This window comes from Alteromonas sp. ALT199, from assembly GCF_018619335.1.
Classification (GTDB): Bacteria; Pseudomonadota; Gammaproteobacteria; order Enterobacterales; family Alteromonadaceae; genus Alteromonas.
On sequence record NZ_JAHHDX010000045.1, the window covers coordinates 45,216 to 61,682 of the forward strand.

The following is a 16,467-nucleotide window of genomic DNA, read 5'->3' on the forward strand; positions in this document are numbered from 1 at the left end:
GTCAGATTATTGACCGACCGAACTGACTATTTTTATTTGTTTGTCGTCAGGCACTTCTTGGTATGAAAGAACATGCAGCCCAACAACAGAATACTTTAAGAAGCGAGACAGAACGGGTCGTAGCATGCCTGAGGTAAGGAGTACTGCAGGTTCTCCTTCTAACTCTTGCTGCTGACTGGCTTGCTGCAATGATTTTTGCAGCTTGTCTGCCAAGCCTGGTTCGATACCAGCGCCATCTTCGCCACCTGCTTGAAGTGACTGGTGCAACATCTGTTCCAACTCTGGCGCCAAGGTTATGACAGGTATCTCTTTTGTTCCTTGAGTAATCTCTTGAACGATAAGACGCTTTAGGGCAATACGAACTGCAGATACCAGAACATCTGGGTCTTGGCTTCGAGTGCCGTATTCACTAAGGGTTTGAACAATAGTACGCATGTCGCGAATAGGCACGCCTTCAAACAGTAAGGTTTGCAACACTTTCACTATCGTACTTAGAGGAAGGATATCCGGCACTAAGCCTTCAACCAATTTGGGGTGCTGTTTCGCCAGCATGTCCAGAAGCTGTTGCGCTTCTTCGTGCCCTAACAATTGATAAGCGTTGTTAGCGAGCAGCTGGCTTAAATGAGTTGCCACAACCGTAGCCGCATCTACTACTGTATAACCGAGAGTTTGTGCATGCTCACGCTTGTTAGGTTTAATCCAAACAGCGTCCAAGCCAAACGCAGGGTCTTTAGTCGCCCGCCCTTCTAGTTTACCAAACACCTGTCCTGGATTAATGGCAAGCTCTTCGTCGTGACTAATAACAGAATCGCCAATGGTTACGCCTAGCATTGCAATGGTATAAGTGTTGGGCTCTAAATCTAAATTGTCACGAATGTGTACCGGCGGAACAAGGAAACCAAGCTCTTGCGATAGTTTTTTACGCACGCCTTTAATGCGCGTCAACAGCTCACCACCTTGCGATTTATCAACAAGAGGTATTAAGCGGTAGCCCACTTCCAGCCCAATTGTATCTACCTGTTGAACATCATCCCAACCGAGCTCTTTAACTTCAGGGGCCACGGTTTCATCTTTCATTACATTATCTGGTACTTGAGGCTCTGCGGCTTTTTTCTTCGCCTGAACCGACTGCCAATAAGCAAAGCCTGCAATTAAAAATGAAAAGCCTAAGAACGCGACATGAGGCATGCCTGGGATAATACCCATAACAAACAGAACGCCAGACGCAATATAAAGCGCTTGATTGTTGCCAAGTTGCCCGCGGATCTCTTTTCCCATTTCCTGGGTTTCGTTTTCACGTGTAACGATAATGGCTGTCGCTACGGAAAGAAGAAGCGATGGTATTTGCGCAACTAGACCGTCGCCGATAGTCAAAATTGTATAAATTTCTATGGCGTTTCCGAATGAAAGGCCGTGCTGGATCATGCCTATAAATAACCCGCCAACAATATTGATAAGCATAATGAAAAGACCGGCGACCGCATCACCTTTTACAAACTTTGACGCACCGTCCATCGACCCATAAAAGTCGGCTTCTGCGGTAATCTCTTCGCGGCGTTGTCTCGCTTGGTCTTGATCTATATACCCAGCATTAAGGTCTGCATCAATAGCCATTTGCTTGCCAGGCATTGCATCCAATGTAAAGCGAGCACTTACTTCAGATATTCGTCCTGCACCTGCAGTAACCACTTTGAAGTTGATGATAAGGAGAATTGCGAAGACAACAATACCCACGGCATAGTTACCGCCAATAACTACCGCACCGAAGGCTTCAATGACTTTACCTGCTGCGTCGCCGCCTTCATGACCATATAGCAATACGACGCGAGTTGAGGCGACATTGAGTGCGAGTCGTAAAACCGTCGCTATTAATAGCACCAGAGGAAATATACCGAAATCGACAGGCTTTTGAGTTAATACCGCTACCAAAATAATGACGAGGGATAAAGCAATGTTAAAACTAAACAAAACGTCGAGTAAAAACGGCGGCATGGGAAGAATTACCATGCCCATGATTGCCAGAAGAACAATAGGCGCGCCTAAACCACTGGTGAAATTTTGCAGCTGATTTTTATCGAATCGCTGAAGATAACCGGATAACTGCATGGTTGGGGGTCTCTCTATCAGAAAATTGACGCTTTATAGGAATCTTCAAGAGCGTTTCAACTAACGTGCCAGCTTTATATAAAAAGGATAAAGATTCCCGTATTCAGTCCTGAGGTATCGTTAACACTATGACGAATAAAGGCAAACCAACAGTAGGAGTGTCACTTAGCGACGATACTCGGGTGGAATAGGCAAATCTCTTTTCAGCGGCTTAGGGCGTTTTCCTTTGCCAGCCCTATGCGCCTTAAGTTGGTAGACGTGTGCTAAAACTTGCGCTACAGCCATAAATAAAGCGTTAGGAATTTCATCGTCCACTTCTGTTGAATAAAAAATGGCTCGCGCTAATACAGGCGAAGGGATCAGCGGCACGTCGTTAGCAGTAGCAATTTTTCTGATATGCATAGCCAATTCGTCAGCCCCTTTAGCAACGACAACCGGTGCCCTTATGCCCTTTTCGTCGTATTTAATAGCAACAGAGAAATGGGTCGGGTTGGTCACTACTACGTCGGCTTGTGGTACTTCTTGCATCATTCGTTTGGTCGCAGCTTGATACTGCAAGCGACGAATACGGCCCTTAACCATAGGGTCACCTTCCGCATTTTTCCGTTCGTCTTTCACCTCTTGCTTGGTCATCTTCATTTCTTTGTTGTGCTTATACATTTGATAAGGCACATCTATAAGTGCAATAGGGATCATGCCGCACACTAAAATAAGAAACGCCCATTTGAGCATGTCCAGTGCATGGAATATGTTTCCCGGATAAAGCTCCAAATCTAAATGTAGCGCTTCATCTTCAAAGAACAGTAACGCCCCTATCGCCATGCCGATTATGACCACCACTTTCGCTATGGACTTTAGCAACTCAACCAAGCCGTTCATGCCGAACATACGCTTGAAGCCTTGAATAGGGCTCATTTTTGAGCCTTTAGGCTTAGCGCCCTCCCAGGTGAAATTAAAGCCACCAAGTGCAATAGAACCATAAATGCCAGCAATCATAGCGACAACCATATAGAGCAGCACAGCGGGGCCTACTGCAGAGAAAGCTTCGCCCCAAGCGCCGAACATATGGGTGATATCGTAGGTTTCGTCACGAGAGAGAACAAACATTCGCTGGGTAAGTTTAAAAACAGATTCAGCAATCCACCCGCCAACGAACAAAAACATAAAAGCGCTAACAATGAGCACTAGGGTCGTGGATAGTTCTCGGGAACGGGCTAACTGCCCTTTTTTTCGGGCATCATCGAGTTTTTTCCCCGTGGGGTCTTCTGTTTTTTCGCTTGAATCTGCCATTTTTTCCTACGGACAAATGTTCAATAATTCACACATAAACTGTTCAGCTCTAAACCATTGGGTTTCAAAGTGCGCAGTAAAGTTATCTAGCGTTATCCAAATAATTAACAGCCCCATTACCTGAGCAATGGAAAAACCAATGCTGAAAATGTTCAGCTGTGGCGCAGCTTTTGTCATTACGCCAAACGCCAAGTTCACAATCAGCAACGATACTATGGGCGCTAAAGAAAGCGTTATTGCCGAGATAAACATCCAGCCCCCCCAATGGGCGATATCGCGGAACTGTTCACCTGTCCACCAGGCTTCACCTATGGGGAAGGCCTCAAAACTCATTACGATCATTTGAATCATGGATAAATGCCCATCCAATGTCCAAAACAACAAGGTGGCCAATATTAGATAGAACTGACCTACTGCAGGGACATTAATACCATTGACGGGGTCGACAATAGAGGCAAAACCCAAACCGGTTTGCATTGCAATAATTTGTCCTGCCAATACAAATGTATTGAGCACCATCATTGAAATAAATCCAATAGCAATGCCAATCAGCAACTGCTGAATAACAATTAAAAAAGTGCCCACATCCACCAAGTTTTCAATGGGTGATGGTGGAACCACTGGCATGATGATAAGTGTTAGCATTATGCCTAACAGGGCTCTTACTTGCGGTGGTATTGATTTAGCACTTAAGCCAATCATAGCCACGAACAAGCCGCTAATGCGCATAAATGGCAGCAGCATGTCTGCAAGAAATTGATTGATGGTGGCGAGTTCGACTTCCACAGCTTTAGCCTTCTATCCTACAACCTGCGGGATCATATCAACCATTCGAAAAGTGAAGTCCATAAGCTTTTGTACCAGCCAGTTTCCGCCCCAGCTCAGCGCTAGAAGCGTAACAAGCAAGCGAGGCAAGAAACTCATGGTTTGTTCGTTGATGCTGGTTGCAGCCTGAAATACAGCCACTACCAAACCCACGATCAAACTTGGAACGATCACAGCCGATACCAAAACGATAACCATGAGCATGGCTTCCCTTAGTATTTCTACAAAGACTTCTGGTGACATAAGCTCTCCTAGACGCCCATTCCGAAACTGGTCGCCAACGTACCGAAAATAAGATTCCAGCCATCAACCAATACAAAGAGCATGAGCTTAAATGGCAAAGATACAATCATGGGTGAAAGCATCATCATACCCATAGCCATCAATATAGACGCTACTACCAAGTCAATAATGAGAAAGGGAATGAACAACATAAAACCAATTTGAAATGCGGTTTTAAGCTCGCTAGTCACAAAGGCTGGAATCAGTATGGTCAGCGGCACTTCATCTGTATCTGCGTACTTTCCCTCGTCTCCCGCTATTCGTACAAACGTTTCTAAATCTTTTACCCGTGTTTGAGAAAGCATAAATGCACGCATTGGACCTTTGGCTTGCTCTAGGGCATCCATGCTGGTGAGTTGCTCGTTAAGGTATGGCTGTAGGGCACGCTCGTTCACCTCTTCAAATACCGGCGCCATGATAAACATGGAAAGAAACAAGCTTACGCCGATTAATATCTGGTTGGATGGTGATTGCTGTAAGCCAATAGCTTGGCGCAGTATAGACAGCACCACAATAATTCGCGTAAACGAGGTCATCATCATGATAAACGCGGGAATAAGACTTAACGCTGTCATGATAAACAGCGCTTGAAGCGTCATCGTGTAGTCTTGAGAACCATCTTGGTTAGTCGTCACTGTTACTGCGGATATTCCCTGTTGAGCATAAGCGGGCTCCACAAGAAGCAATAACGGTAGTGTTAAAAGTAGCCAGGCAAACTTACGCATCTCTCGACTCATCCTTCGTTTTATCCTTTTCCAAGCCAGGGTTGAGCTTTCCTGCCATTGCCGCAACCAGCTTTTGTTTGAACGCCTCTGCGCCATTTTGAGGCTCACCTGCAGCTTTATAAGCACCTTTCACAGGTATATCGATATTCTTATCTAATTTACTTAGATGAGAGATATTGTGACTAGTAACACCGATAAGGTGTTGCTCTTCACCTACCTGAATCACCATTATTTTTTCTTTTGTGCCTACGACCATACTGGCCGCCACTTTCATTTGATTCCCGCCCATAGCAGTGACGTTAAATCGACGCATTACATACGCTAGAGCGAAAATAACGCCAACGACCACCAGCAGGGAAAGGAAAATTGACAGTATCGACGTGGGATTGGTGATTGACTGGGTCGACTGCGCAAAGGCTAGTTGACTAAACAAAAGGGGCAGCATTGCGCAACCCCTTATTTTATAAGAAGTTTTATCTGAGCTTCTTGATTCTCTCAATTTGACTAATAACATCCGTTAATCGAATACCGAATTTGTCGTTGACCACTACTACTTCTCCATGAGCAATCAACGTGCCATTAACTAATACATCTAGTGGCTCACCGGCAACACGATCCAGCTCCACCACAGAACCCTGGTTCAACTGTAGCAGATTTCGGATACTTATTTGACTACGACCTACTTCCATCGAGATAGTCACAGGAATATCTAGAATGGTATCTAGCTTTTTCTTCTCTTCTTGCGTAATTGGCGCGTCGTCAGTTAACTCGTCAAGTTCAGCAACTTGGACATCTTCATTATCGCCAGCTTCTTGATCCGCTTCAGATTCGGCTTGCTCGGCCATCGCCGCAGCCCAATCATCCATACCGTCTTCACTCATGGGAACTCCCCTCTACCTTACAGGTCTTCTTCGAGTACTTGCAGTTCTGCGTCATTATCAATAATGCGCCCACCGCGGGTTAATAACTGTAGCTCAGACTTCACTGAAGTCGGTCTTGCAATTTTCTCTACTATTTTCAGCGCCAAGTTATCGCGGCTGCGACCTAATTTAGCCCTGAAAGTCGGTAAATCTTCAATTAATACTGTGATGGTTTCTGGCATCTCCACTGGGATGATATCGCCAGGCTTAAACTCCATCACATCGCGAAGTGGTACATCAACATCTAGCATATGCGTAGTTAATGACACTTTAACGTCCATGATTTCATCGCGAAGCGCCTTACTCCAACGTAAGTCTGTATCTTCTTTATCGCTTTGAACACCCGCGTCAAGAAGCTCGCGAATTGGCTCAAGCATTGAGTATGGCAAGGACACATGGAAGTCGCCACCACCTCCGTCTAGCTCAATATGGAACGAGCTAATAACCACAACCTCGGTCGGACTCACAATGTTCGCCATTGCAGGGTTTACTTCTGAGTCCAAATATTCAAACGACACATCCATGACTGGCGCCCATGCTTCTTTATAATCTTCAAAGATTATTTTAAGCAGCATTTGGATAATACGACGCTCCGTTGGCGTAAACTCCCGGCCTTCAATTTTCGCATGATATCGACCATCGCCACCGAAAAAGTTATCCACCAGAATGAATACCAAACGAGCTTCCATGGTAATAAGCCCCGTGCCTTTAAGTGGACGGAACCGCACCATATTCAAACTCGTTGGAACGAATAATGTGTGAATATATTCGCCAAACTTAATCATCTGAATACCGTTAATCGATACTTCAGCTGAACGTCGCATCATGTTGAACAAACTTACACGCATGTGACGAGCAAAACGTTCATTCACGATCTCGAGCGTAGGCATACGCCCACGCACAATTCTGTCTTGCGAGGAGAAGTCGTACTCGAGCGTAGAAGCATCAGAGTCGCCACCGTCGACCTCTTCTTCTTCTACATCATCTACCCCGTGTAACAGGGCATCGATTTCATCTTGAGATAATAAATCACTCACCGTCTTCTACCTTACTTGGTCAATGCATTACTGCATGACAAAACCAGTAAACAATACGCGCTCAACAACATCGCTGCCCGTAATGTCTTTCAATGCTTTTCGTACTTCCGTTACCGCTTGCTCACGAAGCTCAATTTTACCAGCTTCTGTAACAAGATCGTCTGCATTAGACATGCTAAACGCTTGTAGTAACGTCCCTTCAATTAGCGGAATGTGCGTTTTAGCTAACTCTTCATTATCAGAACCGCGCACCAGTAGCTGCACTTTAATTTGGACTAGCCTATCTCGTCCTGAGCCTGGTACGTTAAAAACGAAAGGCCTTGGCATAGCAACGTAAAGTGCAGTGCCTATTTCAGCACTCCCTGAACTTGCCGCCGGTTCACTTGCGGCCGCTGCGGCAGCGTCTGCTTCGGCTAATTGCTCGGCCGCTGGCTCATCGCCACCAGCGAAAAGCAGGAAATAAGCGGCAGCTCCGCCACCTACAAGAACAACGGCGATAATAATGATCAACATCATTTTACCTTTCTTTTTACCGCCTTCTTCTACTTGTAATTCTTCATCAGCCATGTGTAACTCATCAGTAATGTTAAGAAAAAACGTATTATCAATGTTCCATCGCAAATGGCAATGCCATAATTCGTATACACGTCAGGTTGACGCTATAACGAAAAGTGTTTCATCACCTGCTATCGAGTCCCCCTTTCATTGACTCGTTTCTTATGACTTGGACGAATACACCAAACATAGCAGCCTTAAAATAAACTCACCATGCTACCTATTGATGAGAGCTTTGTTCTATTCTAGGCGTAGAAATCTATACCGCCCTTGGCGGCACGGGTAACTGATTGCTCTATAACTCGCGCACCATCCATCTCGTCTAAACCGTCATTTTCTCCACGATTTCCGTCACCGTGGTTTCTACTACCGTCTTCTGCAAGTTGCTGGCCACTTTCGTTACCCGACGAATTATCTTTTCTTACCTGAGCATCGCCTAATTCTATGCCTTGTTCAGAAAGCATGTCCCGTAGTTTAGGCATAGCGTCAGCTAGTGCATCCTTCGCCTGTTGAGATTGAACAACAAAGCTTACGCTTGCAGCATCTCCGGCTACGTTAACTCGTACCTGCATACTGCCCATCTCGGGCGGATCAAGACGAATTTCAGCCATGGTATTGCGCGCGTTAACCATCCAACGAATTTTTTCATTCAATTGTTGCTGCCCTTCGGGCTTATGGATATTTACTGCTTTATCAAAACCTTCAAATTGCTGCTGAGATTTTGACGCTTCAGCGCGCAGCTGAGAGTTTTCCTGAATTACTGTATCGCTTTGCCCCATCATACTGGCAAAAACTTGTTGAGCACTGGCCTGTGTTTGAGTCATTAAATTTAAGAATTGGCTAGCTTGGGTGTCAACACGAGCTGTCATTGAAGTAATCACTTCCGAGCTTATTGCTGCCTCTTTTGCGGCGTCTGCCACGATAGCTGACAAATCAATGCCAGGCTCTCTACCCTGCTGTAGTTGCTGCTGGAATTCATTAATACCGGCAATAATGTTTGTCTTCACAGCTTGTTGTTGCGAACCGCTTGGCATTACTGCAACTACGCGTTCAGCAAACGCTTCTGTCGCTTTTTGTGCGCTTTGTGGCGACAGTTCGCTTATTGCGGTAAGTAGGTCTTTGGGCGTTTTCACTGCAATTTCGCTATCTGCCAATTGAGTTTGTTCACCACTCGTATTAGTTTTAAGAACCGCGTCAGATGGCATCATTTTATCGATACCTGTAGCTTTCGCGCTCTCCTCGCTACTTGTAACAGCGGTTTTTGAAGCTATTTCAGTGAGCAAGACTTCCTCGCTGGCGCTAGCTTCATCTAGCGCTCCCCCTTGCAAATCTTTAAGTTCGTCAGATAACAAACTTAAAACCAGAGATTCGTCGGTTGAATTTTCACTGTTCGCCAAGATTCCATCAAGATCACTTGCGCTTTCAACACCTGCGTCAACACTTTGCTCACTGTTGTCAGCGCTTTCTTTTTGTTGCATGAGCTGGGCAATTAGCGCAGAAAGTTCATTGGCGTTCGGGTCTGCCTTATCGGTGGAAAAGAGTTTTGAAAGTTCAGCGTTAGCTTCGCTATTGGCATTACTTTGCTCGCTACCGGCATTACTTTGCTCGCTACCGGCACCACCTTGTTCGCTTTCAGCGCCAAACAATAGCGCTGTTAAAGCACTCAGCGTCTGTTGTGCTTCTGATGAAAGGGATTCGATAGCGATTTCACCCTCATTGCTGCCATTATTTAGCTGAGAAAGTAAATGTGCCATTACCGAAGGCGCGTCGCTGGCATCTACCCCATCTGGTATCTTCCAAAGCTTTCCGTTTTCTTTAACAGAAATAACCTCTGTAGTCTCGCCGGCAACCTCGGAAATACGATTACTTATTTCAGTATTCGAAGCACCCGGGGCTTGCTCGCCTTTGTCAAATCGGCTGGCTACCGTTTCTATATAGGCCACCCAATCTGGTTCGCCATCATCTTTACTCGGCTTTCCGTCTGGAGTGCCCGGTGTAGTGATAACACCAGCCTCAGCATCTTTTCTTCCGCCTTCTCCAACGACAAGTTGTGCTTCAGTTACACTTTTCTGTTCAGCATTACCAACGGCGCTATCAACTAACAAATCAGAAACTTCATCGTCGTCACCAACCTGCTGCAGCTGTGTTGGTACAGTATCATCTGCTATATCTTTTGACCCTACTACTGCGGTTTCTTCTTTCGTAACCGCTGCCGAATCAGCAGGTATATCAGTGACCGTTTTTTCATCGGGGAGATCAGTATGCCCAGCATCGCGATCTTTACCGCTTGTCGACGTTTCACTAGACCCCGAAGTATTGTTGAAAGCGTTGTTTGACCGATTTGTTTCGCGATTTTGAGAGCGGAAGCTCTCTTTCTCATTTAAAACAAAATCTGACTTGCTCGATTTCGCTTCCTGATAAAGTCGATTAAATGCTTGGTTATTTTCACTGTTCGCTTGCTGTTGCGTACCAATACCTGTTTCAACCGCTTTAGCTGTGCTAGAAGCAGAAAAAGGTAATGCGGCAATGTCTGTTTTATGTGCGGCAACTTGTTGCATATTGTCCTACCGTCCTACATTTATATCGTCTTTCACCAAGAAGACGTAATGTGATGCGAATAATTCACTTGGCGAAATATTTAAACTGTCCGAGCAAAGTAAATCGCAAACCCACCAACGCTTATTTACATTACAATCACTTAGCTTTAAGTAAGTAGCTAAAAAGCTAACGTTTGGCGTTAAGTTTCATGCGCGCTTCGGTTAAATTTCTTACGCTGTGTCGCGTATGGAAAATCTATAAAACGCTCGTAAACCCTACTAACGATTGCTAAGCAATAAAATTACGTTGATACATTTTATATGGGTTTTGCAAGGGTTAAGCCAAAGTGGCTTAATATGTGACTAATTATTAGAAAGGTGAGCGCTTAGCTCTGAAAAAACGCTGTGTAGCGAACTCATCCATCATGGCCTGCTCAGCCTTTGCTTCTTTCTTTTGCTCGGCCAACTTTTTCTTATCTAGCAACAAAGTAATGGCTTTCACTTTTTGCTGTTGTTTTAGCCACATTTGTTTTCGCTGATCTGCTGCCATTTGCGCACGAGCAATTACTTGCATTTGCTGCTCACACGCTTTATCTAATTTACCAACGAAGGATAAATGTTGCTGGTAGTAAGTAGCCGTAACACCGGCTTGACCGGTCTGCTGAATACCTTTGATATAGTCAACGCGGTACTGCTCTAAACTGGTAAGCTTTTGCTTTTGTTGGTTAACGTTTTGCTGCGCTTGCTGATAATAGCGGGCTTCACGCTGCTCTTTTTCGCGCTCGAATTCAGCTAAACGCTCTAATTGCTTAGACATTTTTGGCTCCCTTACTCACAAAGCCTTGCTGACTGTTCGTTAAAGCCCAAGCACCCGTTACTGAAAAACACATTATCCTTGCCCCAACCCTTTGGCCAGGGCAGCCATGCCTTCCAAACTTTCGTCGTAAGGTATTACTTGCTTCATTCCTTGCTGTAACAGAGCATTGATTGCAGGCTCTGCACGAATCGCCAAATCAATACGTGGGTCTGACCCTTTTGCATAAGCGCCAATAGAAATAAGATCTTGGTTTTGTTTGTAGTTTGAGTAAACCTGGCGAATGCGACGGGCCATTAGTTGATGCTCTTCACTTACCACCATAGGCATTACGCGGCTTATTGACGCTTCAATATCAATTGCGGGGTAATGACCACTATCGGCAAGGGTCCGTGATAAGACTACGTGACCGTCTAGAATTGCGCGAGCGGCGTCGGCAATGGGGTCTTGTAAATCATCCCCTTCTGTTAGTACCGTATAAAAGGCCGTGATAGAGCCCTGTCGCTCACTACCGTTACCAGCTCGTTCAACTAATGCAGGTAGCCGAGCAAAGACCGATGGCGGATAGCCTTTTGTTGCAGGAGGCTCACCCACAGCCAGCGCAATTTCACGCTGCGCCATGGCATAACGGGTTAACGAGTCAATGAGCAACAGCACCTTCATGCCTTTATCGCGAAAATACTCAGCAATGGTTACTGCAGTCTCACAGCCCTTCAAGCGCATAAGAGGTGAAGTATCGGCAGGCGCAGCTACTACAACCGCACGTTGACGCTCTTCCTCCGTAAGGATTTCATGAATAAATTCTTTTACTTCTCGGCCACGTTCTCCGACAAGCCCTACAACAACCACGTCGGCTTCACAGCCACGGGTCATCATGCCAAGTAGCACACTTTTGCCCACTCCACTTCCGGCGAATAGCCCCATACGTTGACCTACACCCACTGTATTGAGTGCGTTAATGGCGCGAACGCCAACATCCATCGGGGTGTTTATGGGGCGGCGGATAAGCGGGTTCATTGGCGGTCGGGTCGTTGGCGCGCGGGCTTCGGCATTTATTTCACCTAAACCGTCAAGGGGCTGACCATTACCATCTACCACGCGCCCTAAAAGCCCCATTCCCACCGGCAAACCGCTTTGTCGATTTAACGGCATCACGCGGCTTCCGGGCACAATACCGCGTACTGCTTCGGTAGGCATTAAATAAGTAATATCGTCGCCAAAACCAACCACTTCGGCTTCTATTTCACCTTCAATGGTTTGCACTAAGCACTGACTGCCCACGGGTAGCTGACATCCCACCGCTTCAAGAGTTAGACCGATACCACGAACTAACTTGCCGGCAGCGACAACCGGCGGAGAAGAGATCTGCTTTGTGAGGGATTCAAAATGCGAGTGCCAAGGGCTAGTCATCTGACAAACCTTGGTTTAGTAAAAATTTATCAATAACGTCACGGCATCGGCGTTCAATAGACACATCTACGGCATTTTGTGCAGTGGTAATATCGCAACCACCACGCTCCATAGCTGGGGCCTCAACTAGGTTCCACCCTTTTTTAGCAATTTCTTCATCGCCAAAGTGCGCTTTTACCAATTCAATATCTTCAGGGTTCATGTGAATTTGATAATCTGCTTGATTAATGGGTAGCGCCTTAATGCCTTCGCTTAACGCTTGAAGTATCACTTGTTGGTTAGTGCTAACCTCTGTTTTGATCACAGATTTTGCAAGTGTTACGGCAAGTTTCACCAACTGGTCACGCGTTTCATCGTTAGCTTGCGAAAGTGGGTCGTGGAATTTTTCAGCAAGCATTTGCCACACTTCGGCTTGAGTTGCCATTTGCTGGCGACCTTCTTCTAAGCCTTGCTCAAGACCTTCGTTATGACCTTGTTCTTTACCCTCGGCCAAGCCAGTTTCGAGACCTTCAGCTTTACCTTCTTCAAACCCCTTTTCCTTGCCTTCTTGCAGACCTTCGTCATAGGCTGCTTGGCGAATAGCTTCAATCTCTTCAGCTGTTGGTGGTTTGATTTCCTCTTCAACTTCAGGTGGCTCATACTTCCAGTCTGAGCGTTTATTCAGTGCATTGGTTGTCTCGTTTTTTCTAGATGCCTTTGGATCATCGACAAAAGGTAGATCCCACGTTTTAGCTTCGTTTATTTCGTTTTCACTGAAATTTTTATTACCAGACATGTTTCTACCTAAGTTACAGAGGTAAGGGCATTAAAGCGCTTATAAGAACTCTTCACCGCCACCGCCGCCAAGCATGATTTCACCTGAGTCAGAAAGTCGACGGGCAACAGAAAGAATTTCTTTTTGTGCGGTTTCCACTTCACTGATGCGAACAGGGCCAAGAGCTTCCAAGTCGTCGCCAAGCATTTCAGCAGCACGCTTAGACATATTGCGCATAATTTTATCTTTAAGTTCTTCGTCAGCACCCTTAATAGCTTTAAGCAGCGCATCTTGCTGAACTTCTCGCAATATTGCTTGAATGCCTTTGTCGTCTACATCGACTAAGTTGTCGAAGACAAACATAAGATCCTGAATTTGCTGACTCATCTCTTCGTCTTGCTCGCGAATAGCGTCCATCAGCTGACCTTCTATCGCGGTATCTAAGTAGTTCATGATGTTCGCTGCAGACTTCAAGCCGCCCATTTTCGCTGCTTGCGTTCCCGCTTGACCAGCGAACTGCTTCTCCATAATTTCGTTTAGTTCTTGCAATGCTGCTGGTTGAACTTCTTCTAGGTTCGCAATACGCATCAACAGGTCAAGGCGTACTTTTTCTGGGAACTGTGCCAAAATTTCAGCGCTTTGCTCAGGTTCGAGGTAAGACAGTACAATGGTTTGAATCTGCGGGTGTTCGTTGCGAATGATGCTCGCCACCTGCTTAGAGTCCATCCATTTCAGTGAATCTAGACCTTTTGCGCCACTGCCCATTAGAATCTGATCGATAAGGTTTGCCGCCTTATCTTCACCTAACGCCGCAGTTAGCGCTCGCTTAACAAAGTCCTGGCTCTGGAAGCCAATAGTGCTGTAGTTTTGAATCTCTTCAATGAAATGTTTATGAACTGACGTTATTTTGGTTTGCGTCATATCGTCCACTTTCGCCATTTCAGAACCCAGCTTTTGCACTTGTTTCGGTTCGAGATGCTTTAGTATCTGCGCCGCATCTTCTTCAGATAAGCTAAGTAGTAAGATGGCAGCTTTTTCTACGCCTTCTAATTTACTGACGTCGTATGACGGTTCTTCAACATTGGCAAGTTCTTCAGCCATAATCTTATCTCACTACTCGTCTTGCATTAACCAGCCCTTCACTACCTGAGCTGATAATTCTGGTTCATTGGCCACTAGCGCGCGAACGGCTTTAAGTACATCTTCGTCTTTGTGTAGGTCAGGCAACATTAGTGAGCCATCTGGCGCGAAGCCTACCTGTCCTTCATCAAAGTCAGACGTTAACATGCTAATGGTATCATCGCCTAAGTCTAAGCCTTCATCGGCGTCAAACTCGTCTGCCTCGTTAGATTCATCTGGGTTGATAAGACGACGCAGCATAGGTCGAATCACAAAGATGATAAGTACTATTATAACCAAGCCACCAACAACTAGCTTAAGAATTGGCAGAAAACCAGGCTGTTCCCACAAAGGCGCATCTTCAATTTCACCTGCATCCATACGAGTAAAGGGTACGCTAACCACTTCTAGCGAGTCGCCGCGGGTTACGTCAAAGCCAATACCGCCCTGCAATAGTCTGCGGATATTAAGAATTTCTTCTTGTTTGCGTGGCGTTGGCGTTATGGCACCGTCTTCACCTGCAACTTGGGTATAATCTACTGCCACCGACACACTTAATCTTCGGATAACCCCAGTTTGCTTTTTGGTATGACTGATGGTGGTATCCAGCTCGTAGTTGCGCGTAGATTCTTTTGCCGTGCGTCCAGGCATAGTTTGTTGACTACCGCCCACGGCGTTTTCTGGGATATTGGAATCGAGCGGAGGTTGATTTGATAATGCGCCAGGAATACCGCCAACACCGCCACCTACACTATTTTCTTCCATGATCATTTCACTGCGAACAGCAGGTAAATCAGGGTTGTAGCTACGCTGGGTTTGCTCCATAGCAGTAAAGTCCATGGAGACGTCAGCTTGCGCCGTATAGTTACCTATGCCCAATACTGGAATTAATATAGCGTCAATTTTTTCGAGATACTCTTGCTCGCGCTGACGTTCAATTTCGTATTCTTTTCTGGCACGAGCACTCATAGAGTCTTGTGAGCCGGAATTTAGTAAACGCCCGTTGCTGTCTGTTACCGTAACTTTAGACGGCTCCATGTTTTGTACCGCAGAAGCCACGATATCAACAACAGCATCAACCTCTTCACCGGCAATTACAGCTCCACGTTTAGCGGTTAATACAACCGTTGCCGATGCTTTCTTTTCTCTGCGTGCAAACACGTTTTCTTTTGGCATCGCCAGTAATACTCGGGCTTTTTGAATGCTAGCGATATCTTCGATGGTTGAGGCAATTTGTTGCTCGCGAGCATGTTTAAGACGTTCCATCTCTACGCGCTGACTTACACCAAACCCCATATCTTGCATAATGATATCGGTACCGGCATCTGAAGATTTCGTTAACCCTTGGCGAGTCATGCCTAGACGGATACTTTGAAACTCGTCGCTTCTTACATAAACGGTATTGCCTTCGAGCTTATAGTCGATTTGATTCGCATCCATATAATCGAGGGTTTCGATAAGCTCTTGGGTTTCCATTTTAGCAAGGGGCCGATAATCAGGCTCTTGTGACCATATAAGGATGAAAATAGCAATGGCCACACAAATGACCAAAACAACCACAAGGGCCATCTGGCGCATCATGTCTGCGCTACCTAACGTATCCATAAAACCAGATTTGTTTTCTGGCTCATTGTCCGCTGCTTGATTTTGATCAGGAACCGTAAGGTTTGTACCTGTAGCTTCAGCCATAACCTACTCCACCTATACCGGCATGTTCATTATTGTTTTATAGGCTTCAAGTACTTTGTTACGTACTTGAACAGTAGCTTCAAACGCAATGCCTGCCTTTTCTTTTGTCAACATGACTTGGGCTAAACTTAGACTTGGGTCGCCCATTTCAAAACGCTGTTGAGCATCTTTTGACTCAAGCTGCATACCGTTTACACCATCTACCGCGTTCTTAAGCATGGTCGAGAAATCGCTTGCCGAGCTATTAACTTCACTAAGCGGCTGTTGCTGAGGCTCGTTAACTTGAAGACGAGTTTGCCCAATCATGTTCTGCATTTCTTGATACAAACTATTGGCTTTAACGTCCATACCCACTCCTAGCGTTTCTTTGAAAACCGCCTGAACACCGGCGAATAACTAATTAA

At 45.7% G+C, this 16,467-nt stretch carries 16 protein-coding genes; all 16 read right to left on the reverse strand.

What is annotated here, in order from left to right; all coding sequences use genetic code 11:
* Positions 1-6 precede the first annotated feature (6 nt).
* The 16 genes from flhA to fliE all read right to left on the reverse strand — a co-directional run bounded on the left by flhA (position 7) and on the right by fliE (position 16,411).
* Positions 7-2,106, reverse strand: a complete 2,100-nt coding sequence (gene flhA / locus KL866_RS05335) for a flagellar biosynthesis protein FlhA (RefSeq protein ID WP_025254379.1) — start codon at positions 2,104-2,106, stop codon at positions 7-9.
* Positions 2,107-2,271: 165 nt separating this feature from the next.
* On the reverse strand, positions 2,272-3,396 hold the full coding sequence (gene flhB / locus KL866_RS05340) for a flagellar biosynthesis protein FlhB (RefSeq protein WP_025254378.1): 1,125 nt from the start codon (positions 3,394-3,396) through the stop codon (positions 2,272-2,274).
* Positions 3,397-3,402: 6 nt separating this feature from the next.
* Positions 3,403-4,182: a flagellar biosynthetic protein FliR gene (fliR, locus tag KL866_RS05345; protein WP_025254377.1), complete on the reverse strand. Its 780-nt coding sequence runs from the start codon at positions 4,180-4,182 to the stop codon at positions 3,403-3,405.
* Between the two features lie 12 nt (positions 4,183-4,194).
* Positions 4,195-4,464 (reverse strand): flagellar biosynthesis protein FliQ, encoded by a 270-nt coding sequence (fliQ, locus tag KL866_RS05350; RefSeq protein ID WP_025254376.1) that lies wholly within the window; start codon positions 4,462-4,464, stop codon positions 4,195-4,197.
* Positions 4,465-4,472: 8 nt separating this feature from the next.
* On the reverse strand, positions 4,473-5,228 hold the full coding sequence (gene fliP, locus KL866_RS05355; protein ID WP_025254375.1) for a flagellar type III secretion system pore protein FliP: 756 nt from the start codon (positions 5,226-5,228) through the stop codon (positions 4,473-4,475).
* The gene (fliO, locus tag KL866_RS05360) at positions 5,221-5,673 is read right to left on the reverse strand and encodes a flagellar biosynthetic protein FliO (protein ID WP_025254374.1); all 453 of its coding nucleotides are present in this window, start codon (positions 5,671-5,673) and stop codon (positions 5,221-5,223) included. The genes fliP and fliO overlap by 8 nt, the downstream gene beginning before the upstream one ends.
* A gap of 28 nt (positions 5,674-5,701) precedes the next feature.
* Complete coding sequence (gene fliN / locus KL866_RS05365; protein WP_012517672.1) at positions 5,702-6,109, reverse strand: flagellar motor switch protein FliN; 408 nt, start codon at positions 6,107-6,109, stop codon at positions 5,702-5,704.
* A 17-nt stretch (positions 6,110-6,126) separates the two neighbouring features.
* Positions 6,127-7,185, reverse strand: a complete 1,059-nt coding sequence (fliM, locus tag KL866_RS05370) for a flagellar motor switch protein FliM (RefSeq protein ID WP_025254373.1) — start codon at positions 7,183-7,185, stop codon at positions 6,127-6,129.
* A gap of 27 nt (positions 7,186-7,212) precedes the next feature.
* Positions 7,213-7,752: a flagellar basal body-associated protein FliL gene (fliL, locus tag KL866_RS05375; protein ID WP_025254372.1), complete on the reverse strand. Its 540-nt coding sequence runs from the start codon at positions 7,750-7,752 to the stop codon at positions 7,213-7,215.
* 233 nt (positions 7,753-7,985) lie between these two features.
* On the reverse strand, positions 7,986-10,298 hold the full coding sequence (locus KL866_RS05380; RefSeq protein WP_214993847.1) for a flagellar hook-length control protein FliK: 2,313 nt from the start codon (positions 10,296-10,298) through the stop codon (positions 7,986-7,988).
* Positions 10,299-10,647: 349 nt separating this feature from the next.
* Positions 10,648-11,094, reverse strand: a complete 447-nt coding sequence (gene fliJ / locus KL866_RS05385; protein ID WP_025254370.1) for a flagellar export protein FliJ — start codon at positions 11,092-11,094, stop codon at positions 10,648-10,650.
* A 72-nt stretch (positions 11,095-11,166) separates the two neighbouring features.
* The gene (fliI, locus tag KL866_RS05390) at positions 11,167-12,501 is read right to left on the reverse strand and encodes a flagellar protein export ATPase FliI (RefSeq protein WP_025254369.1); all 1,335 of its coding nucleotides are present in this window, start codon (positions 12,499-12,501) and stop codon (positions 11,167-11,169) included.
* Complete coding sequence (gene fliH / locus KL866_RS05395) at positions 12,494-13,276, reverse strand: flagellar assembly protein FliH (protein ID WP_214993848.1); 783 nt, start codon at positions 13,274-13,276, stop codon at positions 12,494-12,496. The genes fliI and fliH overlap by 8 nt, the downstream gene beginning before the upstream one ends.
* Before the next feature lie 39 nt (positions 13,277-13,315).
* Positions 13,316-14,356, reverse strand: a complete 1,041-nt coding sequence (gene fliG / locus KL866_RS05400) for a flagellar motor switch protein FliG (RefSeq protein ID WP_025254367.1) — start codon at positions 14,354-14,356, stop codon at positions 13,316-13,318.
* Positions 14,357-14,368: 12 nt separating this feature from the next.
* Positions 14,369-16,063, reverse strand: coding sequence for a flagellar basal-body MS-ring/collar protein FliF (gene fliF, locus KL866_RS05405; protein WP_025254366.1), 1,695 nt, complete (start codon positions 16,061-16,063; stop codon positions 14,369-14,371).
* 12 nt (positions 16,064-16,075) lie between these two features.
* Positions 16,076-16,411, reverse strand: coding sequence for a flagellar hook-basal body complex protein FliE (fliE, locus tag KL866_RS05410; protein ID WP_014997639.1), 336 nt, complete (start codon positions 16,409-16,411; stop codon positions 16,076-16,078).
* Positions 16,412-16,467 lie beyond the last annotated feature (56 nt).